This is a genomic window from Kribbella sp. NPDC050241 (genome assembly GCF_044459685.1).
Classification (GTDB): domain Bacteria; phylum Actinomycetota; class Actinomycetes; order Propionibacteriales; family Kribbellaceae; genus Kribbella.
Window position 1 is genome coordinate 1,300,900 of record NZ_JBITJE010000001.1, and the last position, 25,306, is coordinate 1,326,205.

Genomic DNA, 25,306 nt, shown 5'->3' on the forward strand with positions numbered 1-25,306 from the left:
GGCTGACGAAGGACGCCTGAAGGCGACGGCAAGACCGGTCCGCGGGCCGACGAACTCCGCCGCCGTCCGCGACAGGCTCTGGGGTATGAGCTTCCAGAGTCCCCAACCCACGCAGCCGCAGATCGTCCTCAGCGGCCATGGCCTGGTCAAGTACTACGGAGAGGTCGTCGGGCTGGCCGGCGTGGACGTCGCCGTACGATCCGGCGAAGCCCTCGCCGTCATGGGCCCCAGCGGCAACGGCAAGACCACACTGCTGCACGTGCTGGCCGGCATCCTCACGCCCGATCAGGGCGAGGTGTGGCTGGGCGGCGAACGGGTCGACCAGCTGAACGACGCCGCACGGACCGTGCTCCGCCGCCGTCGGCTCGGGTTCGTCTTCCAGGACAACCAGTTGCTTGCTGAGCTGCCCGCCGACGAGAACGTGGCACTGCCGCTGATGGTGGACGGCATGAGCCGGCGCGACGCCGTCGGCCGGGCGCGGATGATGCTCGCCCAGGTCGGTCTGGCCGCGGAGGTCGGCCGCCGTCCGGGTGAACTCTCCGGCGGTCAGGCGCAGCGGGTCGCCATCGCACGGGCGCTGGTCGGCGAGCCGCAGGCGGTGTTCGCCGACGAGCCCACCGGCGCGCTGGACGCGGCGACCGGCGCGCAGGTCATCGACCTGCTGGTCGGCGCCGCCACCTATCGCGGTGCCGCGGTGGTCGTCGTCACGCACGACAACGCCGTGGCCGCCCGCTGCCACCGCGTCCTGCGGATCGTCGACGGCCGGGTGAGCGAGTCGCTGGGGGCGAACCGATGAACCCGATGACCGATCTCGGCCTGCGGTTCGTCCGCCGACCAGGTCCCGGCGGACGGGCAGCCAACCTCGCGGCGCTCGGTGCGACCGCCGTCGTCGCGCTGCTGGTCACCTTCCTGATCGCCGGCTCGCTCGGTCTGGCCCACCGCTCCGACCGGATCGGCTGGCGGAGCGCGGACCACGCGGACCCGGCGACCGCGATCGGCGCCATCGACCAGACCGACCGCGAGAGGATCGATGGCCACCCGACGATCCGCCTCGACCTCGCCACGCTGCACCAGAACGAACTCCCGCCGCCTCCAGGCCTCGACCACACGCCCAAGCCGGGCCAGGTCTTCGTCTCGCCCGAGGTCGCCAAGCACTGGTCCAGCCTCAGCAAGCAGTACGGCGTCGCGCAGCCGACCGGAGTGATCAGCGACAAGGGTTTGTCCTCGCCGGAGGAGTTCATCGTCATCCGTGGCGTCGACTCGATCAGTCCGGACGAGCACCCGCAGTACGTGAGCAGCTGGAACGACGACGTGATGGACAGCCGGATGGTCGGACTGCTGATCGCCGTGGCGTTCGGCATCGTTCTGGTGCTGTTCCCGATCCTCAGCCTGGTCGGCCAGGCAGCCGGCGTCGCAGCCAAGCGCCGAGAGCACCGGCTGGCCGCACTGCGCCTGGCCGGAGCCACCAGGACTCAGGTGCTCTGGCTGAGCGCTGTCGAGCAGGCCGTGCTCGGTCTGGCCGGTGCTGTCGTCGGTCTGGTCGGCTACACCGTGCTGACTCCGCTCATCGCGCGCATTCCGCTCGGTGGCGGGCGCTGGTTCGTGCACGACATCACCGCGAGCTGGTGGAACGTGCTGATCGTGCTGGCCGCCGTACCTGTCCTGTCGGTCATCAGCGCCCTGATCGGTCTCGGCCGGGTCAGCATCACGCCGCTGGGCGTCGTACGCGGTCAGACGCGTAAGGCGACCAGTGCACTGCGGCTGGGGCTGCTGGCCATCGGTCCGATCATCCTGGCTGCCTACGGCATGCGGGCGGCCGTCGTACCGCTGCTGATCGGGATCGGGTTCGCCGCGCTCGCCGTACGAGTGATGGGGCCGTGGGCGGTGCAGTTGATCGGCAAGACGTTGGCGAACCTCGCCAACGGCCCGGTGGCGCTACTGGCCGGCCGACGGCTCGTGGACGACCCGAAGGGAGCGTTCCGCCCGGTGGCTGCGCTCGTGCTGAGCGGCTTCGTCACCGGCTTCATCTCGGTGTTCATGCCGTCCGGGGACGACGACCCGTCCTTCCAGGACATGCGGATCGGCGTAGCGCTCCTGCTGGCGCTGGTGTTTCTGACTGTGGCGGCCTCGACAGCGGCTGGTGCGGTCGGTACGGCGCTCGACCATGCGACCCCGGCACGCGCGCTGCGCCGGTCCGGAGTGCCGCTGCGAGTCATCGAGCGGTCATCGCGGTTGGCAGCCCTCATACCCGTGATCGGAGTCGGGCTGCCGGTGGTCGGCTTCGGTGCACTGTGCGGACTGGCGCTCAGCGGCGGCAAGGTCATCACCGAGGGCAGCTCGGGCCTCGTCCTGCTGATCGGGCAGGTCGTGGTCGGGCTCGTCCTGGTCGCGGTCGCCGGAACCGCCGGGGCACCGGTCCTGCGGAAGGCAAGTGCGAACTGATCGCGGTTGTCCACAAGGGGCGATCGGGCCGTGGCGTGTCCGTGCAAGGATGAGGGCATGCGTGACCTGAATGTTCCGGAGCTCGCGGATGTCTCGGCGGACCTGCGCGAGGCGATCGACCGCTGTGGCTACTACCCGGACGTGGTGACGGACTCGCTCGCGGTGGCGATCGCGGGCGAGCCGATCCGTGCGTTCGTGCTGCAGCACGAGCCGACGTTCGATCGGGACGAAGTCCGGCGGCACATCACGATCCTGGCGCTGACCCCGTCCCGGCTGATCGTCGGGCACACCGACGAGCATGCCGCCGACGAGCTGATCCGGGCGCCCTACGCGTCGACGTCGACCGAGGCCATCCCGCTGCCGCGGGTGAACGCGGTGGTCGTGAACCGGGTGGTTCCGAATCCAGCCGGCTACGCCTCGGGCAAGGGCGACCCGGCCTCTGGCGGCGGCGAGGTGGTGCTGACCATCGGGTGGGGCATGGTGAACCGGATCGACCTCGAGCCGGCCGTCTGCGCCGACCCGAACTGCGAGGCCGACCACGGCTACACCGGCTCGGTTGCCGCCGACGACATCTCGCTGCGGATCAGTGCCGCCGCGGACGGCCCGGCGGGCATCCAGCAAGTGCTCGACTTCGCCCAAGCACTGTCGTTCGCCACCAGTCGGTAGTGCCATGATCGCGCCCGTGGCCCCGCAGTACGGCGGTGGCTCGCTTGCCGACGTACTGCCCTCGGTGGCAGGTGCGCTGTCGGTCCCCAACGAGCACAACCTGCTCGGCCTGCCGCCTGCCTCGCGGTACGCCGTACTGCTGCTCGACGGACTGGGGTGGAATCTGCTGCGCCGGAACGCGGACGCGGCGCCGTACCTGTCGTCGTTGCTGCCGACTGGGCGCAGTCTGACGGCTGGTGTGCCGTCGACGACTGCGGTGAGCCTGACCAGCCTCGGGACCGGGCTGCCACCGGGTGCACACGGGATCGTCGGCTACACGTCGATCGTGCCCGAGTCCGGTGCCTTGCTGAATGCGCTCTCGTGGGATGCGCCGGTGGACCCGCGGCGGTGGCAGCCGCACGGCACGGTCTTCGACCGGATCGCGGCCGCCGGAGTCGCCACGCGCAACGTGAGCAAGGCGCGCTTCGACACGTCCGGGCTGACGGCGGCAGCGTTCCGGGGGAGTGCGCACCGGGGCGCGGACACCGTCGAGGACCGGCTGGACGCGACCCGGTTCGCGAGCCGGGAGGGCAGCTCGTCACTGGTCTATGTGTACGACTCGCAGCTGGACTACACGGGTCACAACCAGGGCTCGGAGTCGTGGCAGTGGCGCAAGGAACTGGGAGCCGCGGACCTGTTCGCCCAGCAGGTCCGGTCCGCCTTGCCGCGGGACGCCGTACTTGTCGTCGTCGCCGATCACGGCATGATGGACGTCGCGCCGGAGGACCGCGTCGACCTGGATGCCGAGCCCGCGCTCACCGATGGCCTGCGCCTGATCGGTGGCGAGTCGCGCTTTCGTCATCTGTACTGCTTCGACGGCGCCGAGGCCGACGTACTGGCGGCGTACCGGGAGCGGCTGGGGGACGACGCGATTGTGCTCAGCCGTGCGGAGGCGGTCGCGCGTGGGTGGTTCGGCAGCGTGGAAGACCGCGTGTCACCGCGCCTGGGTGACGTGATCGTCGCCGCCCTGGGTCAGATCTCGCTGGTCGCGAGCCGGCGCTATCCGCACGAGGCCGGGCTGATCGGCCTGCACGGCTCGCTGACCGAGGACGAGATGGCGATCCCGCTGCTCGTCGACGCCGGCTAGAAGCTCCAGACGTCCCAGAAGAAGCTGGTCTGCGCGGTCTTCGCCTCGCCGTCACGGGCGACCACGGTCACCTTGTAGCGCCCGGCTCCGGGCGTCAGGACGCCGGTGATCCAGCCGCGCTCGGGGTCGATGCTCAGGCCCGGCGGCAGACCGTGGGCGGTGTAGCTGATGTCGCCGGTGCCGCCCGTACCCTTCATCAGCAGCGGAACGGCCGGCACACCGCCGAACCCGAGCTGCTCCGACGGTTCGGTGATCGCGATCGCGCCCTGCGGCTGCGCGGCGGCCTCCCCGACGGCCTCGGCCGCGTCGACTATGCCCTCGCCGTAGTAGGAGTTGTTCGCCTGGGTGCCGATGCACTCACCGGCCGAGCCCGCCGGGCAGGCCAGGTCGTTCGCCTGCTCGGCCAGCTTCCCTCGCACCTGCGCGGCCGTCAGCTTGGGATCGACACTGCGCAGCAGCGCGGCGACACCCGCGACGTGTGGCGATGCCATCGACGTACCGCTGATCTGCTGGTAGCCGCCGCCCGGGATGGTGGAGTACACGTTCTCGCCGGGGGCGGCGAGGTTGATCTTGTTCTCACCGAAGTTGGAGAACCGGGACTTGACGCCGGTGGCGTCGACGGAGGCCACCGTCACCATGTTCGGCAGCTCGCCCGGAAGGTTCAGGCAATCGGTCGTCACCTGGCGCGGGGCCGGCTCGGAGTCGTTCGGGCTCGCGTCGTCACCGGACTTGTCGGCCAGGTTGTAGTCCTCGTTGCCGGCTGCGGTGACGTTCACCACGCCTTTGGTGTCCGAGTACGCGACAGCCCGTCGTACGCCCTCGGCGATCGCGTCCTGGTCCGGATCGTTCGGGCACAGGAACAGCCAGGGGTCGGTGTAGTAGCTGTTGTTCGTCACCGAAACGCCCTTGTCGGCGGCGAACATGAACGCGCAGACGGTGGCCTCGGGGAAGAACAGTTGACTGCCGGCCTCGGCGACCCGGATCGACGACACCTTCACGCCCGGCGCGACGCCGATCATGCCGATGCCGTTCTTCGCGGCGGCGATCGTGCCGGCGACGTGGGTGCCGTGTTCTCCGACCGGGCGCCAGGCACCGGGCCGCGTGTCGACCTTGCCGTAGGCGCAGGAGGCCGACTTGGTGGCGTCGAAGTTCGCCTTCAGGTCCGGGTGCTGGTCGTCCACACCGGTGTCGAGCACGCCGACCGTGACGGTCTTCGCGCCGAGGGTCTTCGTCCAGGCGCGGTCCGCACCGATCTGCATCATGTCAGCGCGGTCGGTCTCCGGCGCGTTGGTCGGTACCTCGGTCACGGCCGGCGGGATCGCCGGATTGCCGACATCGCCCGGCAGGTCCGAGGTGCGGGTCGCTCCGGCCTTCTGTACGCCGCTGACGCTGCGCATCTTGCCGATGAAGTCCGGGGAGGTCGAGTGCGCCACGATCACGCCGATGGCGTCGTACGTCGCATAGACCGTGCCGCCGTTCGAGGTGATCGCGCCGGTGACCTTGGCGGTCTGCCGCGGCTCGGTGATCACGAAGTACGCACGCAGCCCTGCCTCGGCCCGTATCGGCGTCGCGGCGGCCGGCAATCCGGCTGTGACGGCCGTCAGACACGCCGTGAGGAAGAGGATCAAAGCTTTGCGCACGATCCATTCAAACCGGCCGGAGGCACAGAACCCAAGCCGACGCCCGGAATTGTTCCCCGAACCGACACACCCCGGCGTGCGAGCCGGACCGTTGACTTGGCAGGATGAGCGCCCGTGGCTGAGCTGACCTACTTCACGGGGACCATGGACTGCGGAAAGTCCACGCTGGCGCTGCAGATGGATCACAACCACAAGGCGCGCGGACGGATCGGCCGGATCTTCACCAGCCACGACCGGGCCGGCGAGTCGGTGCTCTCGTCCCGGCTCGGGCTGTCGGCCGACGCGATCGAGGTGCGTCCCGAGTTCGACTTCTGGGACTACGTCGTCAGCGAACTGACGCACGGCGGCCGGATCGACTACGCGGTGTGCGACGAGGCGCAGTTCTACAGCTCGCTGCAGATCGAGCAGCTGGCCCGGCTGGTCGACGAACTGCAGATCGACGTGTTCTGCTTCGGCATCCTGACCGACTTCCGGGCCTCGCTGTTCCCCGGATCGGCGCGGTTGGTCGAGCTCGCCGACCGGCTGGAGGTGCTGCAGGTCGAGGCGCTGTGCTGGTGCGGTGAACGCGCCACCCACAACGCCCGTACGATCGGTGGAGAGATGGTGACGGAAGGCGAGCAGCTGGTGGTGGGCGACATCGTGTCCCACGACCACGAGGTCTCGTACGAAGTGCTCTGCCGCCGGCACCACCGGCGCCGGCTCACCCAGGCGCGCGCCCGCGCCACCCTGTCACCCGAAGTCCTGCCGTTCGGAGGAGCCGCGTCATGAGTCCCTTGATCACTGTCGATGAGTTGCGCGCCCAGGCTGAGCGGCCGGTGCTGATCGACTCCACGTGGAATCTCGCCGGCCCGCCCGGCAAGGAGGCGTACGACGCCGGCCACCTCCCCGGCGCGTACTTCGTCGACCTGGACACCGAGCTGTCCGGCCCACTCGGTCCCGGGCGCCACCCGTTGCCCGCAGCAACGACTGTCACGGCGACCTTCCGGCGTACCGGGATCTCTGCGGACACGCCCGTCGTGGTGTACGACGCGTCGAACTCGACGGCTGCCGCGCGGGCCTGGTGGATCTTCCGGTACTTCGGTGTCCGCGACGTACGTGTGCTTGACGGGGGACTGGCTGCTTGGGAGGCGGCTGGGGGAGAGGTCACAACCGACGTCCCGGCTGACAGCGTCAGCACCTTCACAGCGACGCCCGGACACATCCCGATGCTCGACGCCGACGGCGCCGCCGCGGTCGCCGCCTCGGGTGTGCTCCTGGACGCCCGTGCTCCCGAACGCTTCGCGGGTGAGGTGGAGCCGATGGACCCGGTCGCCGGCCACATCCCCGGCGCGGTGAACGCCCCCACCACCGCCAACGTCGACTCCACCGGTCACTTCCTCCCGACCGCTGACCTCCAGGCCCGCTTCACCGACCTCGGCGTCGACAACACCTCCGAGGTGGCCGTCTACTGCGGCTCCGGCGTCACCGCGGCCCACGAAGCACTGGCCCTCGAAGTAGCCGGCATCCCTTCGACGGTGTACATCGGCTCCTGGTCCGAATGGATCACCGACCCCACCCGCCCCACAGCCAAGGGCAACGACTGATCTCAGGCCCCGGCAGAGTGTGACGTGGAGCCTCGGACAAGTCGTGGGGACCTCGGACACGTCGTGACTTGTTCGAGGTCCCCGGATGGTGTCCGAGCCGCGGTGTGGCGGACGTGGACAGGCGAGCGAGCCCTTGACTTCGTTGGGCGCGTTCGGGACAGTGAGTCAGAAATCGATTTCCCACACCGCCCCGAATTGCCCTGGGGCCGCGGCGCCTGGGCCAGGAGGACGACAATCACGTCGCCCAGTTGTACGGCGGCTACCTCATCCCGGGCTCCACCCTGAGCGACCTGCACCTCTCGGTCAGCCAGTGGAAGACCGACGCCGGCTGGCCCTACCGAGTCATGCAGTTCCGCGTCGGAGGCTTTGGCTAGACGTCGAGCACCATCGTGTCCGAGGTGCCGTTGACCGCGACCTTCTGGAACCCGAGCGACCGGTAGAGGCTGGCTGCCGGGTTGCCTGGGTCAACACTCAACGCCAGCCGCTGGTACGACGCTTTGCCGGCCATGGCGATGAGCTCCGTGAGCAATGCGCGGGCGATGCCCTGGCGACGGAAGCCCGGCGCGACACCGAGAGTGAGTTCGGGGACGTCGTCGGCGATGTAGCCATACCCGGGACGATCCGCCGTCAACTGGCGCGCCCAGGTCGTGCCGGCCAGGGCGCCGTCGACCTCGGCCAGGACGCCGAAGTCGGTGGCCCGTGGCCAGCCGGCGACGTACCGCCAGGCACTGTCCTCGGCCCGGAGCTTGTCCAGCGTGAACCAGGGCTCCCCGTCCCAGTTGTATGCCTCCAGCAACATCTCGGCCAGGAACGTGAAGTCGTCGGCCGTCGCCGGTCGGAGGATCATGCCGCCATCCTCGCCGACCGGCGAACCGGCCGCGACGCTATTTCGGCCCGGCCACCCCGACGAGGTTGCCCTCCGGATCGGTGAACTGCCCGACCACGAGCTTCCCCGGTACGCCGTCAGGCCCGAACACCCGGCGGCCACCCAGCGCCTCGGCCCGGTCGAGCGCCGCCCCGACATCGTCCACACCGACGTAGAACAGCGCCTTCGGCCGGAGACCGGGCCCGCCTCCGACACCGCCGTTCAGCCCGGGCGCGCCCGTCGTACTGCCGTCCACGAAGCCGTAGTTGCCAGGCTCGGAAACCTGCCCGGACACGGTGTCGCCGACCTCGTACTCCCAGCCGAACAACTCGCCGTAGTACTCCCGGAGCCGGACCGGATCGGTCCCGATGATCTCGAAGTGCACGACCGCATCAGTCATGGGTCCTCCTCGTCGAATCTGTATCACGGGGAACGTCGGAAGCCCGCTGCTACGTTCGACATTATGGAGATCGACGCGGGGGGAATCCGGATCTACTACGAGACACAGGGGACCGGTGAGCCGGTGATCCTGATCCACGGTGGTGCGACGACAGGGGAGAGCTGGAAGGCTCAGGCACCGGCCCTTGCTGAGCGGTATCAGCTGTTCATCCCCGACCGCCGCGGGCACGGCCGGAGCCCGGATGTCGAGGGACCGGCGACCATGGACGGCTACGCCGAGGACATGATCGCGTTCATGGCGGCGCTCGGACTCGAGTCGGCGTACGTGATCGGCTGGAGCGACGGCGGCAAGGTCGCCGTACGCATGGCGTTGAGCCGCCCGGAGCTGGTCCGGAAACTGGTCATGATCGGCACCGAGCTCACCAGGGCCGGCGGAACGCCCGCCAACGACCGCCTGATGACGACACCCGAGGGCCTCGAGTCACTCGCGTCGTTCGCCCGTGAGGACTACGAGCGGGTGTCGCCCGACGGGCCCGAACACTTCGACGTCGTCTTCGCCAAGGGGACCGAGATGTGGAGCTCGATCCCCGACATCCAGCCCGTCGGCGTCCAGCACCTGCCGATGCCGGTCCTGCTCATGCAAGGCGACGACGACTGCGTCCGGATCGAGCACAACGTCGCCGTCGCGAGGGCGATCCCGGACGCGCAACTCGCCGTCATTCCCGGCGCCTCGCACGCTCTGCCGCTGGAGAAGCCCGCCCTGGTGAACGGCCTCCTGCTCGACTTCCTCGGCGACACGCCGTCGCCGAAGTACATGCCGATGGGCGATCTGGGCGGCTGAGCGAAACCGTTGCGGGAATCGGTAGCTTGCAGGCATTGAATTAATAACACGCTTGGTTTAACTTACTCGAGACCTGGCCGGTGTGCGGCTCAGAGCACATCGGCGGCATGCGGAAACCCGAGGAGTTCCGATGACGAGAGTGAGCAGGTGGAGCGCCGGCCTGGGCGTGGCGGGGCTGGTGCTCGCGGTGGCGGGCTGCGCCGACGGTACGACCCCGTCCTCCGGCCCGGCGGCCGGTGCGATCGACGAGAACGCGCCGGTCACCATCACGATCGGGGACCGTCCGACCCCCGACAAGCCGAACGACATCAAGGCGTTCGAGAAGAAGATCAAGGACTTCACCGCCGCCCACCCGAACATCACGGTGAAGTCGACCGAGACGAAGTGGGACGCGCAGACCTTCCAGGCGCAGGTCGCGGGCGGCTCGCTGCCGACGGTGATGAACATCAGCTTCACCGAGCCGGCCAACATGATTCCGAACAAGCAGCTCCCGGACATCACCGACGAGCTCAAGCTGGTCGACCTGACCAAGGACCTGAACCCGAACGTGCTGAAGATCGTCCAGGACGACAAGGGCCGGATCTACGGTGTCCCGATCGACGTCTTCTCGGTCGGTCTGGCCTACAACCGGGCGCTGTTCACGCAGGCCGGCCTGGACCCGGACAAGCCGCCGACGTCGTGGGACGAGGTCCGGCAGTACGCCAAGCAGATCACCGAGAAGACCGGCAAGGCCGGCTACGCCCAGCTGACCAAGGACAACACCGGCGGCTGGATGCTGACCACGATGACCTACAGCATGGGCGGCACGGTCGAGAGCCAGGACGGCAAGAAGTCGACCTTCAACGACGCGCCGACCAAGAAGGCGCTGCAGTTGCTGAAGGACATGCGCTGGACCGACAACTCGATGGGCAGCAACTTCCTCTACAACCAGGAGGAGATCCGGCAGGACTTCGCGGCCGGGAAGATCGGCATGGTCCTGCAGGCGCCGGACGCCTACGACATGTCGGTGAAGAACTTCGGCATGAAGCCGGCCGACTACGGTCACGCCGCACTCCCGCAGGACGGTGGCCCGCACGGCACACTGACCGGCGGCTCGCTGAAGATGATCAACCCGAAGGCGTCCAAGAACGAGATCGTCGCGGCGCTGAAGTGGATCAAGTTCGAGCAGTTCGACAAGTACACGACCGAGTCGGTCGCGGTCGCGGACGCCAAGACCACGATCGCGGACAAGGGTTTCGTCGGCCGCCCGGGGATCTCGCCGCTGAGCCAGGAGACCTACGACCAGTTCAACAAGTGGCGTGAGCCGTACGTGAACGTCCCGGTGAACCAGTTCCAGGGCTACATCGACTCGACCAAGTCGCTGAAGCTGCTGCCGGAGCCGTCGAACAAGGGTCAGGAGGTCTACGCCCTGCTCGACCCGGTGGTCCAGCAGGTGCTGACGAAGAAGGACGCGGACATCGACAAACTGCTGACTGACGCCGCTTCGAAGATCGACGCGCGCCTGGCCCGGTAGTCACATGCTCCGTCAACGTACGCCGAAGTCCGACCGGAGCAGTGCCAGGTCGTTGGCCACCTGGTACCGCTCCGGCGGACTGAGCAGCGTCATCTTCGCCGTGCCCCTGGTACTGACGTTCCTGTACTTCTCCTGGGGCCCGATCGTCCGCGGCCTGGTGCTGAGCTTCCAGAAGAACAACCTGGTCACCGCGCCGGAGTGGGTCGGGATGGCCAACTTCAGCTATGTGCTGACCGACCCGCAGCTCCCGCAGGCGGCGCTCAACACGCTGTACTTCTGCCTGCTGGCGCTGATCTTCGGCTTCCCGGTCCCGTTGTTCCTGGCCGTCTTCATCAGCGAACTGCGCAAGACCGGCTGGCTCTACAACGTGATCTCCTACCTGCCGGCGGTGGTTCCGCCGGTGGCGGCGATCCTGTTGTGGAAGTTCTTCTACGACCCCAGCGGCGCGGGCGTCTTCAACTCCATCCTCGGCTGGTTCGGGCTCGGGCCGTTCGCCTGGCTGAACTCGCAGAGCCTGGCGATGCCGGCGATCGTGCTCGAGGCCACCTGGGCCGGAGCCGGCGCCACGTCGATCATCTATCTGGCCGCACTGACCGGCGTACGGACCGAACTGTACGAGGCGGCCGAGCTGGACGGGGCCGGGATCTGGAAGCGGGTCTGGCACGTCACCCTGCCGCAGATCCGCGGAATCATCCTGATCATGATGCTGCTGCAGCTGATCGGGACGTTCCAGGTGTTCACCGAGCCGTTCCTGTTCACCGGCGGTGGCCCGAACAACGCGACCACCACGATCCTGCTGCTGATCTACCGGTACGCCTTCATCAACGGCGACTTCGGTGCCGCGACCGCGCTCAGCGTGCTGCTGGCCGGGGTGCTGTGCGTGCTGTCGGTCGTCTACCACCTCCTGACCCGTCGCTGGAGTACCACATGAGCCACGAACGCGGCATCATCTCGACCGCGGACCGGAAGCGGTCGGTGGTCCAGTACGGCCTTCCCACGATCCAGGTGCTGCTGTTCATCGGCGTCGTGATCGCCGGGATCGGCCCGCTGCTGTGGCTGCTCAAGTCCGGCCTGTCCACCAGCCAGGACATCCTGCGCGGCCCGATGCAGCTGTGGCCGTCCGGGATCCAGTGGCAGAACATCCCGGACGCCTGGAACCGGGTCCAGATCGGCTCGTACCTGGGCAACACCGCGATCATCGCGATCGGCTCGATGATCTCCACCCTCTTCGTCTGTACGACGGGTGCCTTCGTGCTCAGCGTGCTCCGGCCGAAGTGGGGACCGATCATCACCGGTGCGGTGCTGGCCACGCTGTTCCTGCCCGGCGTCATCTCGCTGGTCCCGCTCTACATGACGATCCTCAAGATGCCCCTGCTCGGGGTGAACCTGCAGAACACCTTCTGGGCGGTCTGGCTGCCGCAGGCGGCCGGTGCCTTCAACATCCTGGTGATGAAGCGGTACTTCGACGCGATCCCGCGCGAGCTGATCGAGGCGGCCCGGATCGACGGAGCGAGCAACCTGCGGCTGTTCACTTCGCTGGTGCTGCCGTTGTCGAAACCGATCGTCGGGGTGGTCGCCCTGCTGACCGTGATCGGCTCCTGGAAGGATTACCTGTGGCCGCTGCTCGTGCTGCCGGATCCGCGCCTGCAACCGATCTCTGTAGCGCTGCCCCGGGTGGCCGAGACCACGGAGATCTCACTGCAGATGAGCGCGCTCTTCCTGGCGGTGCTGATCCCGGTGGTGCTGTTCTTGGTATTCCAGAAGCAGTTCCTGAGAGGTGTGGGGATGTCGGGAGGGATCAAGGAGTGAATGCACTCAACGGCCGGCGGGTGGCGGTCACGGGGGCCACCGGCCGCATCGGGTTGGTCACGGTCGAGCACCTGACGGCGCTCGGCGCGGTGGTGACCACCCTGTCGAACGGCGAACATCCGGAGCTGAAGGCCGACCGGGTTCTGGTCGGTGACACCCGCTCCGAGACCGATGTGGCCCAGGCGCTGGAGGACGCAGAGCTGGTCGTGCACCTCGCGGCGCTGGCTCACCCGTCGGCAGGTACGCCGTACGACGTGTACAGCGTCAACGTGGTGTCGACGTTCAACGTGCTCGCCCAGGCCGGTGCCCGGGGCATCAAGCGGGCGGTGATCGCGAGCAGCATCAACGCGACCGGGCTGCCGTTCAATCCGCACGACATCAAGCCGGCGTACTTCCCGTGGGACGAGAAGATGGCGACCGACGTCGCCGATCCCTACTCGCTGTCGAAGCAGAACGACGAGAACACCGCGCGGATGGCGTGGCGGCGGTGGGGGATCGACGTGGTCGCGTTCCGGTTCCCGCATGTGAACTCGGGCGAACTGCTGCAGCGGCAGGCCGACCGCGCCCGCGAGGACCCGGCCGGCGGATTCCGGGAGGCCTGGAGCTACCTGGACACCCGCGACGCGGCGTACTCGATCGAACTGGGGCTGACGGCTCCACTGTCCGGTGCGCACACGTTCTTCGTCGCCGCCGGCACCACGAACGCGCCGTACGAGACCGAAGCCCTGCTGGACGCCTTCGCGACGGACGTGCCGCGACTGCGGCGGTTCATCGGGCGTGAGGTGCCGATCGACCTGACTGCCGCGCGGACCGTGCTCGGCTTCCAGGCCCAGCACGAACTCGACCTACCGACACTTCCCTTGGAGCTCTGAATGCCCTCGACCTTCGACCAGCCCTGGCCCGTACGCGACGACGTCCGGATCAGCGCGGTCCAGGCGATCGTCACCGCACCGCAAGGAATCCCGCTGGTGGTGGTCAAGATCGACACCACCGAGCCCGGCCTGTACGGCCTCGGCTGCGCGACGTTCACCCAGCGGTGGAAGGCGGTGCAGACGTTCATCGACGAGCACCTGGCCCGGCTGCTCGTCGGCCGCTATCCGGGTGACATCGGCGACCTGACCCGGCTGGCCGGCTTCAGCGGCTACTGGCGTGGCGGTCCGGTGACGAACAACGCGATCTCCGGCGTCGACCAGGCCCTGTGGGACATCGCCGGGAAGCGCGCCGGGATGCCGGTCTACGAACTGCTCGGCGGCAAGGTGCGGGCGGCAGCCGACACCTATATCCACGCCAGTGGGCACACCATCGACGAGACGCTCGAGCACGCGCACAAGCTGGTCGCTCAGGGTTGGCGGCACATCCGGCTGCAGATGTCGACGCCGGGTGGCGGCGGGTACGGCGCTCCGCGGGTGCCGACGCTGTACCCGGATGCGCCGTACCACAACGGCTGGTCGGCGCGGGACTACCTGCGCGCGACTCCGGAGCTGTTCGCCGAGGCGAGGCAGGCGCTGCCGGACAACATCGAACTGCTGCACGACGTCCACTCGCGGCTGACGCCGAAGGAGGCCGTGCTGCTGGCGAGGTCGCTCGAGCCGTACGGTCTGTTCTTCCTCGAGGACGTGCTGCCGCCCGAGCACTGGGACCGGCTGCCCGAGGTCCGCGCCGCCTCTCCGGTGCCGCTGGCAGTCGGTGAGCTGACGACGTCGATGGGTGACGCGGTCCGGCTGGTCCGCGATCTGGGTGTGGACTTCATCCGCTCGCACGTCTCCGACATCGGCGGTCTGACGCCGGCTCGGAAGCTTGCCGACCTGGCCGAGCTGTGTGGTGTCCGTACGGCGTGGCACGGCCCGGGCGACACCTCGCCGATCGGCGCCGCCGCGAACGTCGCCCTCGACGTCAGCTCTGTTGCCTTCGGCATCCAAGAGGGTCACCTGTACAACGAGGCGACGCACGAGGTGTTCCCCGGCGCGCTGCGGATCCAGGACGGCTGGCTGCGGCCGAACGAGGCGCCCGGCTGGGGGATCGACATCGATCTGGAGGCGGCCGCACGTTATCCCGCGCAACTGTCCGGACACGACGAGTGGGCGGCCGGCGTACGGCGCCCCGACGGTGCGCTGGAAGCACCGTGACAGCTGCTCACGCGCAGTACGATCGCGGCTAATCGGGACAGACGGGGAGGTGGGCGATGAGCACGGACGACCAATCAGGCGAGAAAGCGGTGCTGACGGAGTTGCGGCGCGCTGGCGCGAACCAGTACGACCTGGGCTCCTTCAACGAGGCCGTGATCATCGAGACGATCCGGCTGGCCGGCACCATCAGCCGGACCGAGATCTCCCGCCGGACCGGACTGACCCAGCAGTCGGTGTCGCGGATCCTGCGCATCCTGCTGCAGCAGGGACTGCTGGTGGAGGAGGCGCAGGAGCGCGCCGAACGGCTCGGCAAGCCACGGACGCCGGTCCGGATGCGCTCGAACGCGGCCCACGCTGTCGGCATCCACATCGATCCCGAGCTGCTCACGGTCGCGGTGGTCGACCTCGACGGCACGATCGTGCGGCGCGAGACAGTCGACCTCGCCGATGATCTCGACGCCGGCCGGCTGGTCGATCTGACCGCGGCGACCGTGACCGCGGCGCTGAGCATCAGCCAGGTCGACCTCGACTCGATGCTCGGCGTAGGCGTCGCCGTACCCGGGCCGATCGACGCGGACGGCTCGCTGCTCGCGCTGCCGCTGCAGCCGGCCTGGCGCGGGCTGAAGATCCGCCAGTTGCTGCAACAGAAGCTCAACTACCCGGTCCTGGTCGAGAAGGACGGTACGGCGGCCGCCATCGGTGAACGCTGGATCGGCCGCTCGGCCAGGGCCCGCGACTTCGCCTACCTCTATCTCGGCACCGGCGTCGGCAGCGGCCTGATCCTGAACGGCTCGATCTATCGCGGCGGTACGGCGAACGCCGGGGAGTTCGGCCAGATCGCGGCGCTGCGGATGGGGGAGTGGGACGCGGAGAACGGGCCGCGGATGGTGCCCGAGTGCAACCCGACAGCCTCACTGCCGGTGATCGCGGCGGAGTACGGGTACGTCGAGACCGACCCGAGCGCGACCGACGAGGCCAAGCGGTACAAGGCGGTCTGCAAGGCGGCGGCCGACGGTGACGAGGCGGCCCGGAAGGCGGTCACCCAGGTCGCGCGGGTGGTCGGCCAGGGAGCGGTCGGGCTGGTCGACCTGCTCGACATCGACCTGGTCGTGCTCGGCGGGCCGGCGTTCGGCAAGGAGATCTCGGAGATCTTCCTGGCCGAGATCGGCCGCGCGGTGAACGCGCATCCGGTCGCGCGGGAGACCCGTCCCGTCGAGGTGGAGGAGTCGATGCTGCAGACCGACGCGGCCGCGGTCGGCGCCGCGTCGACGATCTTCCACGACGCGTTCACCCCTCGGGTCAGCGGATCCAGTCAGGCACGTAGGCTGCCGAAGTGATTTCACCCCGCCAACTCACCCCGGAAGTCGAACTCCGGATCGCCTCCCTCGACGACGCTCCCGCCCTCGCTGACGCCTACGCGCGCAGCTGGGACCACCTCAGCCCCTGGGAGCCCAAGCGTCCGGCGAACTGGCTCACCCCTGCAGGTCAGCTGGAACGGCTCACGATGACACTCGAGCGCTACAAGAACGGCGTGGTCGTGCCGTGGCTGCTGTTCGAGGACGACCGAGTTGTCGGAAGCTTCACCTTGCAGGATGTGGTGCCCGGCCCGTTCCGCAGCGCGAGCATCGGGTACTGGCTCGCCCTCGATGCGGTCGGTCGTGGGCTCGCCACGCGGGCAGTCAACCTGGTCGCGGAGATCGCCGATACCGAGCTGAAGATGCACCGGATCGCGGCCAGCACGATGACGCGCAATGTCGCGTCACAACGGGTCCTCGAGCGCACCGGCTTCGTCCAGATCGGCCTCGCCCCGACGTACCTGCACATCAACGGCGCCTGGCAGGACTCCAACCTGTACCAGCGCATCCTCAACGACCGCGAGCCCGGAGCGTGATCACTGGCAGGTTGTTTCACCGCTGACGCGTTGATTTCGCGCCAGCGGTGAAACAACCCGCTATCGACGGCCGGTCAGTTGGGTGGGAGGCGGATGCCTCGGGAGACCTCGACGTCGTCGTAGCGGCCTTCGAGGACGTCGAGGAACTTGACCGGCCGTTGCAGGGTCGACGCGATGTAGACCGCGCGGACCGTGGCGAGTGCCTCGATACCGTCCTGGACCGTGAGCCCGGGCTTCCCGCCCTCCGCGATCGCCGTCAGGATGTCGTCGTACTGCGCCTCGTGGCCGCCGGGCGGACCGGCGTCCACGGGCGCCTCGTCCTTGACGCCGCCGACGTTGAGGCGCCGCAGCAGGTCGTCCTCCACCTCGGCGCCACCCTCGGTGCCGTGCACCGACACCCGTGTGCGGCCACCGGGGAAGGCCGCGGTGGTCGCGTGCAGAGTGCCGACGGCACCGGACTCGAAGGTCAACGTCGCGACCAAGGTGTCCTCGACCTCGATCCCGTGGTGCGTCGACCGCACCGCCTGCGCCTGGATCTGCACCGGCCGGCCCATGAACCACAGCATCAGGTCGACCGTGTGCACACCTTGGTTCATCAGCGCGCCGCCACCGTCCTGGGCCCACGTCCCACGCCAGTCCGCGGAGGCGTAGTACTCGTCGCTGCGCCACCAGGCAACCGTCGCGACGCAGGACGTGAGCTGACCGAACCGGCCGGAGTCGATCGCCTCCTTGACCACTACGCTGCCGGCGTCGAAGCGGTGCTGGCTGATCACCGACACGACCACACCCTGGCTCGCCGCCCGGGCGGCCGCCGCGCCGAAGCGGCGGGCCCGGGCCGGGTCGACGTCGAGCGGCTTCTCGACCACGACATGCTTCTTGTCGTTCAGCGCCTGCTCGGCCAGGTCGGCGTGCGTACCGCTCGGTGTGCAGATCGCGACCAGCGAGACCTCCGATCCGCTGAGTGCCGCGGGCAGGTCGTCGTACACCTTGGGCTCCGGCTGGCCCGCCTCCTTCAGCCGGGCCGCCAGCGCCTCCCGGGCACCGGCGTCGACGTCGACGAGGGCGGTCACGTCGCGTCGGGCCGTGCCGCGATGGTGTCCGCGTGGGTGCGGCCGATGATGCCGCAGCCCACGATCGCGACCTGATGTTGTGCGTCAGCCATCTCGCTCCTACTTGGCCTGGAAATTCGCGGTCAGTACCTGGTCCGTGGCGACGGTGAAGGTGTACGACGCGTCGGTCGAGACCACTGCGCCGTCGACGGTCCAGTTCTGGAAAACGCTATCCGATGTCGGCGTCGCAGTCACTGTGACCTGCGCGCCGACCTCGTAGGTGCCCGGTTCGGACTCGTTTCCGGCGATCGCCGCGGTGCCCGGACCACTGGCCTGGACCTTGATGCTGCGCTGGACGACGTTGATCACCATCACGTTGCGTAGCGTGGCCGGCCCCGACAGGGTGGCGCCGTTGTAGCGGGCCAGGTTGGTGGCCTCGACGTCGCCGCTCACCACCTTGACGGTGTGACCGTCGGTGCCGAGGTTGTCGGTGCCCAGGTTGAACGCGTCCACCTGGCCGCTGTTCACCACGAGCCCGTCGTGGAAGCCGTACGCGAACACGTTCAGCAGCGTCAGGCCGCGGGCACCGTCGACGGTGACGATCTTGGCGGTCTTGCGCATGTACTTGTCGATGACGAGTTCGAAGATGCTGCCCTCGTTCATCCAGTACGGCCGCTGGTAGCCGACCCGGGTGACCGCGTTCCCGTTCGACAGCACGCCCTCGATCCGGCCGTTGTCGCCGGGGCCGATCGCGATCGCGTGGTCGAAGAACGCCCCGGCGACCTTGCGGACGACGACGTCGTCACCACTGAGGTCGATCCCGTTCCAGGCGTTCGGGAAGCCGGCGTTGATCACGTAGTTCCCGCCGGCGTGACCGCGGATCGCGTAGGGGTAGGGCACGACGCCTTCGGCCCTGCCGGGGTTGTTGTCGGGGTAGAAGACCCGCAGCCCACGCACACCCGCGCGGTTCTGCAACGTGATCAGCGCAGTCTCGGTGTCCTTCTCGAAGGCCTGCAGAACGGTCCCGCCGCTGGCGCCGCCCTGATCCCGGTTCGGTACCGCGGACGCGCCGCGCAACTCGACCTTCGCGGGGACTTGGAGATGTGTGCTGATCCGGTACCACCCGGCGGGCAGGTAGACGATGCCGCCGCCGTTCCGCCCAGCCTGGTCGAGCACTTTCTGTACGGCGTTTGTCGCGTCGGCGGCCGGCAGATACCCGACCCCGTGCGGCGCGTCGACGACGTACAGGGACTGCTTCGGTTTTGGCAGTGGTTCCTGCGAGTACGTCGGCGCCGTGCCGGACATCCTGTGGACGATGCCGTCGACCGCGCCGGTGAGCGTGGTCCCGGTGACCTTCACATAGCCGCGCGAGTTGTTCTGGATCGCGTGGTCAATGCCCTCGATCCTGCCTGCCGCGAGTGTCATGCCCCAGCGGTCGTCCATCACGTCGACCAGCACGCCGACGTCGGTACGGCGTACGTCCGGCTGGAGGAAGCTGCCGGTGAACTGGGCCCGCTGACCGGCGACCACGTGGATGCCGACGTGATAGTCGGTGATCGAGATCCGGTGGAACTGGTCCCACTCGAGGTCGCCGAGGACGAGACCGGTGCCGTAGGCCCGCGTCCACGCGTCGAGTGCGGTCCGCGCCGGCGGGTGGTAGGCGGCCGGTGCGTCCGCCCAGAAGGAGTTGCTGAACGCAACGTTCTCCCAGGTGCCGACGTCGGCGCCGTTGTACGCACGGGCTCCCTCGAAGAGCGCGGTGCCGCGGATGTTGCGGATCGTGCTGGACTCGTGCACCTGGCCGGAGCTCGGTGCGTTGCCGTGGTCGTTCGGCATCGTGCTGATGCCGATACCGCGGTACGAGTTGAGCATGGTGACGTCGGCGACGGTCGCCATCATGTAGTTCTCGTTGCCGATCCAGGCGCCGCCGGGGATCTCGAAGGTGTAGTTGTACGGGACCGGGTCGGCGGCGTTCTGGTTCGGGTAGTACGTGGTGACGCCGAGGACGCCGGCGCTGCCGCCGATCCGGAACAGGCTCGGCCCGTCGTTGCCGGAGGCAAGATCCGCGACGATCACCGTCCCGGTCCCGAGCTTCTCGGCGTGGTCTCCGCGGAGGGTGCAGAACGCGTGCACCTCGATGGTGTCGGTGACCTTGTACTTGCCGGCCGGTAGCCAGACGGTCCCGCCGCCCGCGTCCTGGCACGCGTAGATGGCCTGCTGGATCGCCTTGGTCGAATCGCTTCGGCCGGAGCGGTCGGCGCCGTACTGGGTGGCGTCGAAGTCGGCGATCACGCCGTCCTCGGTCGGGTTGGTCGTCTGCACGAGCCGCGGCTTCGGGGTGACGACCGGGCTCAGCCGGAGCTGGAGCTCCTTGACGGTGAACGAGTCCGCGCCGGTCATCGCGACCCGGACGTACCGGGCCGTGGTGGTCGCGAAGCGGGTCCGGCTGATCTGGTTGCCGCCGGGTGACCCGATGCGTCCGACGGCGGTGAACGTCCGGCCGTCGTTCGAGACCTGGACGGTGTAGTCGGGGGAGTACGCCTCGGCCCATTCGACCCGTACGTCGTTCACCGATCGCGGCTTGCCCAGGTCGAGTTGGAGCCACGAGTCGCCCTGGCCGCTGGTCCAGGCGGTGTCGTGATTACCGTCGTTGACGTTCGTGGCACCGGTGCCTCCGCTGGCGGACGCCATACCACTGGCTGCGAAGTTGGTGTCGACAGCGGACGCGGTGAAGGCGTCCAGCTTCACCTGCAGCGTCTGCAGGGCTGCCTTCACCTGCACGTCGGTCACACCCGGAGTGGCTGCGATCGCGCGGGCGTCGTCGATCGCCGCCCGGAAGGTGGTGCGGCTGCCGGCTGGGAACTGACCGTCGCGGGTGCCTTCGCGGGCAGCCTTCTCGATCCTGGCGGCCTCGTCGATCAGGTCGAGCAGGCCCTCGGTGACATCGAGAGTGGTCGCGACCTTGGCGACGCGGACGGCTGCGACCTTGAGGTCGACCGAGCCGTCGCCGTTGTGGATGCGGAAGTCGCCGCCGTTCGAGCGGTTCGTCATCACGGCGTCGGGGAGCGCGAACGTGTGCGTCTTCCAGGTCTTGGTGTCGCCGTACTGGACCAACTCGGAGTTCTTGAACTTCTCCGGGATCGTCTCGCCGGGGGAGTCGTAATGCAGGCCGAACTGCCCGTTGCCCGCGTCGAAGTAGTCGATGCTGATCAGCACCAGGCTCTGGTTGTCGTACAGGTAGGTGTCGGCGACGTTCATGTAGAAGAAGTTCGTGCCCGGAGACGGCGCGGAGTGGTCGGTCTGCCAGTAGGGGCGGCCCTCCTGCACGCCGGTGATCAGGTTCTCCGGCCGGTCGCCGGCGCGAGGGCTGATGCCGGACTGGATCGGCGACGCCCCGAGCTGGACCGAGGCTCCCGCCGTACTGATCCGGAGGCTGGAGATGGTGATGTCGGAGCTGCCGAACAGGCGGACGTCGGCGTCGCCGAGGCGGTCGGTGAAGCCGATGCCGGTGAGCTCGAACGTGCCGGTCCGCCACTGACCCGTGTTGGTCAGCTGGACGTCGGTCGCGTCGGCCTGCGGGTTCGTGGCGGCGTCGTACTGGAGCTCGAGAGTGCCGGAGCCGCTGTCGAGATAGGTCACCGTCACCAGGACGTCGTCGGTGCCGATCTCGTCGACATAGTCGCGGTCGACGTCGAACTCCAGGTAGCCGGTGCCGGCAGCCTGGTCGGTCTGCCAGTACGTGCGGCCCTGCTCGGTGCCGGTACGCAACCCGGCGGGGTCGTCGCCGGCGGCGGGCTTCACGCCGAGCGTGGTCGGGGTCGGTCCGAGGTCGGCGCCGACGCCGCTCGGATACATGGTGGCGGCCTGAGCCGCCGGTACGGCGATGACGCTGGCGAGCAGCACGGCGGGAAGGACCCACGCGAGCAGGCGTCTGGACATGCTGAAACCTCCAGGTGGCGGGCCGGAAGTACACGCGAGAGCAGCTGCGCGGATAAGTTAAACCAAGCGTGTTACTTATTCAAGAGCCCAGCATCCGGCTCCGGAAAGGGGCTTCCGGTAGCGTTGCGCGAGTGGGGACGGATCAGCGTGGAGGCGCGGCGCGCAGCCGCCGGCAGACCGAACTCCGTGAGTACCTGCGCAGTCGCCGGGAACGGTTGACCCCGTCACAGGTCGGACTGCCCGCGGCCGGGAACCGCCGTACGCCGGGCCTGCGCCGCGAGGAGGTCGCCGTCCTCGCCGGGGTCGGCGTGTCCTGGTACACCTGGCTGGAGCAGGGCCGCGACATCAAGGTCTCCGAAGAAGTCCTCGACTCGGTGGCTCGGGTGCTGCTGCTGGACGATGTCGAACGCGCCCATCTCTACCGCCTGGCCGGGCTGAACCCACCACAGCGGGAGGCAGCGCCGACGGTGCCCGCCTCGCCCGAGATGCGGCGGCTGCTCGACGCCTGGTCGCCACGCCCCGCCTACATCCGCGACCGGCACTGGAACTTCACCGCCGTGAACGACGTCGCCCGCCGAGTCTTCGGGTACGGCGAGACCGACCACAACTGCCTCGTCTCGTACTTCACCAACGCGCGCTTCCGCGGACTGCACGAGCACTGGGACGAGGCGGCGCCGGACGTAGCCGCCGGCTTCCGGGCCGACGCGGCTCGCTATCCCGACGACCCGGAGTTCGACCGGATCGCAACCGACCTCGCGGCGGTCAGCCCGGAGTTCGCCGAACTGTGGGCGCGGCACGACGCGGCTGAGCACCTCAACGCGGTGAAGGCCGTGGCGCATCCCGAGGCGGGGCTGCTCGTGTTCGACGCGACGATGTTCCCGGTGCTCGAACACCCGGGTCATCACCTGATCCTGCACAACCCGCGTCCGGGCACCGACACCGAGGAGCGGCTCGAGCGGCTGATGGCATCGCAGCCTGGTGGTGACACACCCACCATGAACTGACACTGCCTGTTCGTCCGCCCGGCTCGCAGGATCGTTGCCATGAGCGAGAACACGCAGATGACCGCAGTCACCATCCCCTCCTTCGGCCCAGCCGACGTACTGCGCCTGGCCACCGTCCCGATCCCGGTCCCGGCGGCCGGACAGGTGGCGATCGACGTCGCCTACGCGGGTGCCAACTTCGCGGAGGTCCTGTACCGGCAGGGCGTCGTGGACGTCCCGCTGCCGTTCGTGCCCGGCATCGAGGTGTCCGGCCGGATCCGGGCTCTCGGCCCCGGTGTCGAAGGCCTCTCGGTCGGACAGCCGGTCGCGGCGCTGACGATTGTCGACAGCGGTGGGTACGCCGAGGTCGTCACGACCGCCGCCGAGCTCGTCGTACCTCTGGACGACTATGGACTCGGCCTGGAACTGGCGGCCGCGTTGCCGTCGAACAGTACGACGGCGTTCCTGGTGCTTGACCGGGTGGCGCGGATCGAGCCGGGCGAGAGCGTGCTGGTGCACGCCGCCGCTGGTGGTGTGGGCAGCCAGCTCGGCCAGGCGGCCCGTCTGCTCGGGGCCGGTCGGATCGTCGGGACCGTCGGTCGGCCGGAGAAGCTCGCGGCCGCCAAGGCGTTCGGCTACGACGAGGTGATCCTGCGCGATCACGTGGCCGACGCGGGGGAGTTCGACGTCGTCGTCGACATGGTCGGCGGTGCGAGCCGGCGGACGAGTCTGGATCGGTTGACGCCCATGGGACGCCTGGTCGTGATGGGCAATGCGTCCGGCGCCGACGATGTCGGCATATCGGCCAACGAGCTGTGGTTCACGAACAAGACGGTGTCCGGGTTCAACCTCGCCGCGTTCGCCGCCGCCACCCCGGCCGCGGCCGGCGCGGGGTTGCGGCGGGCCGTCGAAGCGGCCGCTCGCGGCCAACTCGAGGTCCGGACCGAGACCCTCTCCCTGCAAGAGGCCGCCGACGCGCATCGGCGGATCGAGTCCGGCGCCACCACCGGCAAGCTTCTGCTCCGGGTCACCGCCTGACAGCCGGCAGGAAGAGGGCAGGTACCGCGGCGACAGCGGTGAAGGCGATGGCCCACCAGAAGCTGGCCGCGTAGGCGGTCGACGTCGGGTGCCCGACGAGGTTGCTCTGCAGGACCACGGCCAACGTCGCGGCACCGAAGGCACCACCCAACTGCTGCATGATCCGGGTCGTGCTGCTTCCGTCCGGGATCTGCCGCGGCTCCAGATCGCGGAAGGCGCCGACCATCACTGACAGGCTGACGGCGCTCAGTCCGGCGCCGCGCACGACAAGCGCGACCGCCAGCAGCCAGTACGCCGTACCCGCGAAGGCGAACGGGATCGTCCCGGCGACGGTGAGGAGGATGCCCGCGAACACCACCGGTCGAGGGCCGAACCGGTCGGTGAGGCCGCCGGCGGTGCGGGCGAGGAGACTGCCGATGCCCTGGGGCACGAGCAGGAGTCCGGCCGCGACCACGCTCTCGCCGCGGGCTTGTTGGTAGAACAGCGGCAGCAGGAGCATCGCGCCGTACAGGGCGAAACCGGTCAGGAAGAGCAGGGTGGTCGATGCGGCGAATGATCGCGTTCGGAACAGGCCGAGGTCGATGAGCGGCTCATCGGTACGCCGGACCGCGAAGGCGATCAGGAGGACGATGCCAATGCCGATCGGCAGCAGGACATCGGCGTGGCCGAAGCCGCCGTGGGTGCCGACCTGGGTGAGGCCGTAGATGATGCCGGCGAGCGCGGGGGAGACGAGCAGGAGCCCGGTCACGTCGAGCGCGGCCGCCGTCGGTTGCGGGTCCGGCTTCAGTACGCGGACGGCGAGGGCGATCGCGGCGAGGCAGATCGGCACGTTGACGTAGAAGATCCAGCGCCAGTCGAGGTGGGCGATCATCAGGCCGCCGATCACCGGGCCGAGGATCGGTCCGATCAGTGCGGGCAAGGTGACGACGGCCATCAGGCGGCCCATCCGCTCGCGGCCCGCCGCGCGGAACAGCAGAGTCTGCAGGATCGGGAGCATCAGCCCGCCGCCGAGGCCCTGGATCACCCGGAACGCGATCAACGACTCGATGTTCCACGCGACTCCGCACAGCATCGAGCCGGCCAGGAACAGAGCCAGCGCGACGATCCACATCCGCTTGGCGCCGAACCGGTTGGCCGACCATCCGGTGATCGGGATCGCGATCGCCAGCGCCAGCAGGTACGCCGTACTGACCCACTGGACTGTGGACACGCCCGTGCGCAGTTCGGTGCCGAGGGTGTGGATCGCGACGTTGACGATCGTGCTGTCGAGCAGTGGTGCGAGCGCGCCGAGCACGAGGACGCCGGCGAGTTTCAGGACCGCGCGATCCAGGCGGTCGGGAGTGGTTGTGGTGGTCATCTGAGGATCCCCTTAGAGACGGTTCGTCTCTTACGAGTT

Annotated in this window: 22 protein-coding genes; 16 read left to right on the plus strand and 6 right to left on the minus strand. The window is 68.8% G+C overall.

The window, feature by feature from the left end; translation table 11 throughout:
• The first annotated feature begins 85 nt into the window (after positions 1–85).
• From ACIBG5_RS06145 to ACIBG5_RS06160, 4 genes are read left to right on the plus strand one after another with little or no spacing between them, the layout of a single operon-like run.
• On the plus strand, positions 86–796 hold the full coding sequence (locus tag ACIBG5_RS06145) for an ABC transporter ATP-binding protein (RefSeq protein ID WP_396390405.1): 711 nt from the start codon (positions 86–88) through the stop codon (positions 794–796).
• Positions 793–2,442, plus strand: a complete 1,650-nt coding sequence (locus ACIBG5_RS06150; RefSeq protein ID WP_396390406.1) for an FtsX-like permease family protein — start codon at positions 793–795, stop codon at positions 2,440–2,442. The genes ACIBG5_RS06145 and ACIBG5_RS06150 overlap by 4 nt, the downstream gene beginning before the upstream one ends.
• A 57-nt stretch (positions 2,443–2,499) precedes the next feature.
• Positions 2,500–3,108: a DUF5998 family protein gene (locus ACIBG5_RS06155; protein ID WP_360448860.1), complete on the plus strand. Its 609-nt coding sequence runs from the start codon at positions 2,500–2,502 to the stop codon at positions 3,106–3,108.
• 4 nt (positions 3,109–3,112) lie between these two features.
• Positions 3,113–4,234, plus strand: coding sequence for an alkaline phosphatase family protein (locus ACIBG5_RS06160; protein WP_396390407.1), 1,122 nt, complete (start codon positions 3,113–3,115; stop codon positions 4,232–4,234).
• On the opposite strand, the gene ACIBG5_RS06165 is transcribed toward ACIBG5_RS06160, so the two are convergent.
• A complete protein-coding gene (locus ACIBG5_RS06165) occupies positions 4,231–5,874 on the minus strand; it encodes a S8 family peptidase (RefSeq protein ID WP_396390408.1) in 1,644 nt (547 codons plus the stop codon). The genes ACIBG5_RS06160 and ACIBG5_RS06165 overlap by 4 nt on opposite strands.
• A 114-nt stretch (positions 5,875–5,988) precedes the next feature.
• Between ACIBG5_RS06165 and ACIBG5_RS06170 the strand changes: the two genes are divergently transcribed.
• Both ACIBG5_RS06170 and ACIBG5_RS06175 read left to right on the plus strand, forming a co-directional pair.
• Positions 5,989–6,642: a thymidine kinase gene (locus ACIBG5_RS06170; RefSeq protein ID WP_360448853.1), complete on the plus strand. Its 654-nt coding sequence runs from the start codon at positions 5,989–5,991 to the stop codon at positions 6,640–6,642.
• Positions 6,639–7,457 carry a sulfurtransferase gene (locus tag ACIBG5_RS06175; RefSeq protein ID WP_396390409.1) on the plus strand — a complete coding sequence of 273 codons (819 nt, stop codon included), beginning with the start codon at positions 6,639–6,641 and terminating at the stop codon, positions 7,455–7,457. Before ACIBG5_RS06170 ends, ACIBG5_RS06175 begins: the two co-directional genes overlap by 4 nt.
• 370 nt (positions 7,458–7,827) lie before the next feature.
• Here ACIBG5_RS06175 and ACIBG5_RS06180 read toward each other — a convergent pair whose 3' ends face one another.
• Both ACIBG5_RS06180 and ACIBG5_RS06185 read right to left on the minus strand, forming a co-directional pair.
• A complete protein-coding gene (locus ACIBG5_RS06180) occupies positions 7,828–8,304 on the minus strand; it encodes a GNAT family N-acetyltransferase (protein ID WP_396390410.1) in 477 nt (158 codons plus the stop codon).
• A 37-nt stretch (positions 8,305–8,341) separates the two neighbouring features.
• The gene (locus tag ACIBG5_RS06185; protein ID WP_396390411.1) at positions 8,342–8,722 is read right to left on the minus strand and encodes a VOC family protein; all 381 of its coding nucleotides are present in this window, start codon (positions 8,720–8,722) and stop codon (positions 8,342–8,344) included.
• Positions 8,723–8,785: 63 nt separating this feature from the next.
• Here ACIBG5_RS06185 and ACIBG5_RS06190 point away from each other — a divergent pair, with 63 nt between their 5' ends.
• From ACIBG5_RS06190 to ACIBG5_RS06225, 8 genes are all read left to right on the plus strand, one after another.
• Positions 8,786–9,562, plus strand: a complete 777-nt coding sequence (locus tag ACIBG5_RS06190) for an alpha/beta fold hydrolase (protein WP_396390412.1) — start codon at positions 8,786–8,788, stop codon at positions 9,560–9,562.
• Positions 9,563–9,692: 130 nt separating this feature from the next.
• Complete coding sequence (locus ACIBG5_RS06195) at positions 9,693–11,075, plus strand: ABC transporter substrate-binding protein (RefSeq protein WP_396390413.1); 1,383 nt, start codon at positions 9,693–9,695, stop codon at positions 11,073–11,075.
• 4 nt (positions 11,076–11,079) lie between these two features.
• Entirely contained in the window at positions 11,080–12,006 is a 927-nt protein-coding gene (locus ACIBG5_RS06200) for a sugar ABC transporter permease (protein WP_360448836.1), read from the plus strand.
• Positions 12,003–12,884 carry a carbohydrate ABC transporter permease gene (locus tag ACIBG5_RS06205; RefSeq protein ID WP_396390414.1) on the plus strand — a complete coding sequence of 294 codons (882 nt, stop codon included), beginning with the start codon at positions 12,003–12,005 and terminating at the stop codon, positions 12,882–12,884. Before ACIBG5_RS06200 ends, ACIBG5_RS06205 begins: the two co-directional genes overlap by 4 nt.
• The gene (locus tag ACIBG5_RS06210; RefSeq protein ID WP_396390415.1) at positions 12,881–13,756 is read left to right on the plus strand and encodes an NAD-dependent epimerase/dehydratase family protein; all 876 of its coding nucleotides are present in this window, start codon (positions 12,881–12,883) and stop codon (positions 13,754–13,756) included. Before ACIBG5_RS06205 ends, ACIBG5_RS06210 begins: the two co-directional genes overlap by 4 nt.
• Positions 13,757–15,010, plus strand: coding sequence for an enolase C-terminal domain-like protein (locus tag ACIBG5_RS06215; RefSeq protein WP_396390416.1), 1,254 nt, complete (start codon positions 13,757–13,759; stop codon positions 15,008–15,010).
• A gap of 56 nt (positions 15,011–15,066) precedes the next feature.
• Complete coding sequence (locus ACIBG5_RS06220; protein ID WP_396390417.1) at positions 15,067–16,347, plus strand: ROK family transcriptional regulator; 1,281 nt, start codon at positions 15,067–15,069, stop codon at positions 16,345–16,347.
• Positions 16,344–16,901, plus strand: a complete 558-nt coding sequence (locus tag ACIBG5_RS06225) for a GNAT family N-acetyltransferase (RefSeq protein ID WP_396390418.1) — start codon at positions 16,344–16,346, stop codon at positions 16,899–16,901. Before ACIBG5_RS06220 ends, ACIBG5_RS06225 begins: the two co-directional genes overlap by 4 nt.
• Before the next feature lie 74 nt (positions 16,902–16,975).
• On the opposite strand, the gene ACIBG5_RS06230 is transcribed toward ACIBG5_RS06225, so the two are convergent.
• A complete protein-coding gene (locus tag ACIBG5_RS06230; protein WP_396390419.1) occupies positions 16,976–17,971 on the minus strand; it encodes a Gfo/Idh/MocA family protein in 996 nt (331 codons plus the stop codon).
• 99 nt (positions 17,972–18,070) lie between these two features.
• Positions 18,071–21,889: a discoidin domain-containing protein gene (locus tag ACIBG5_RS06235; RefSeq protein ID WP_396390420.1), complete on the minus strand. Its 3,819-nt coding sequence runs from the start codon at positions 21,887–21,889 to the stop codon at positions 18,071–18,073.
• A 131-nt stretch (positions 21,890–22,020) separates the two neighbouring features.
• Here ACIBG5_RS06235 and ACIBG5_RS06240 point away from each other — a divergent pair, with 131 nt between their 5' ends.
• Both ACIBG5_RS06240 and ACIBG5_RS06245 read left to right on the plus strand, forming a co-directional pair.
• The gene (locus ACIBG5_RS06240; RefSeq protein ID WP_396390421.1) at positions 22,021–22,893 is read left to right on the plus strand and encodes a helix-turn-helix transcriptional regulator; all 873 of its coding nucleotides are present in this window, start codon (positions 22,021–22,023) and stop codon (positions 22,891–22,893) included.
• A gap of 39 nt (positions 22,894–22,932) precedes the next feature.
• A complete protein-coding gene (locus tag ACIBG5_RS06245) occupies positions 22,933–23,910 on the plus strand; it encodes a zinc-binding alcohol dehydrogenase family protein (protein WP_396390422.1) in 978 nt (325 codons plus the stop codon).
• On the opposite strand, the gene ACIBG5_RS06250 is transcribed toward ACIBG5_RS06245, so the two are convergent.
• Positions 23,900–25,267, minus strand: a complete 1,368-nt coding sequence (locus tag ACIBG5_RS06250) for an MDR family MFS transporter (RefSeq protein WP_396390423.1) — start codon at positions 25,265–25,267, stop codon at positions 23,900–23,902. The two genes, ACIBG5_RS06245 and ACIBG5_RS06250, sit on opposite strands and share 11 nt — an antisense overlap.
• Positions 25,268–25,306: the final 39 nt, after the last annotated feature.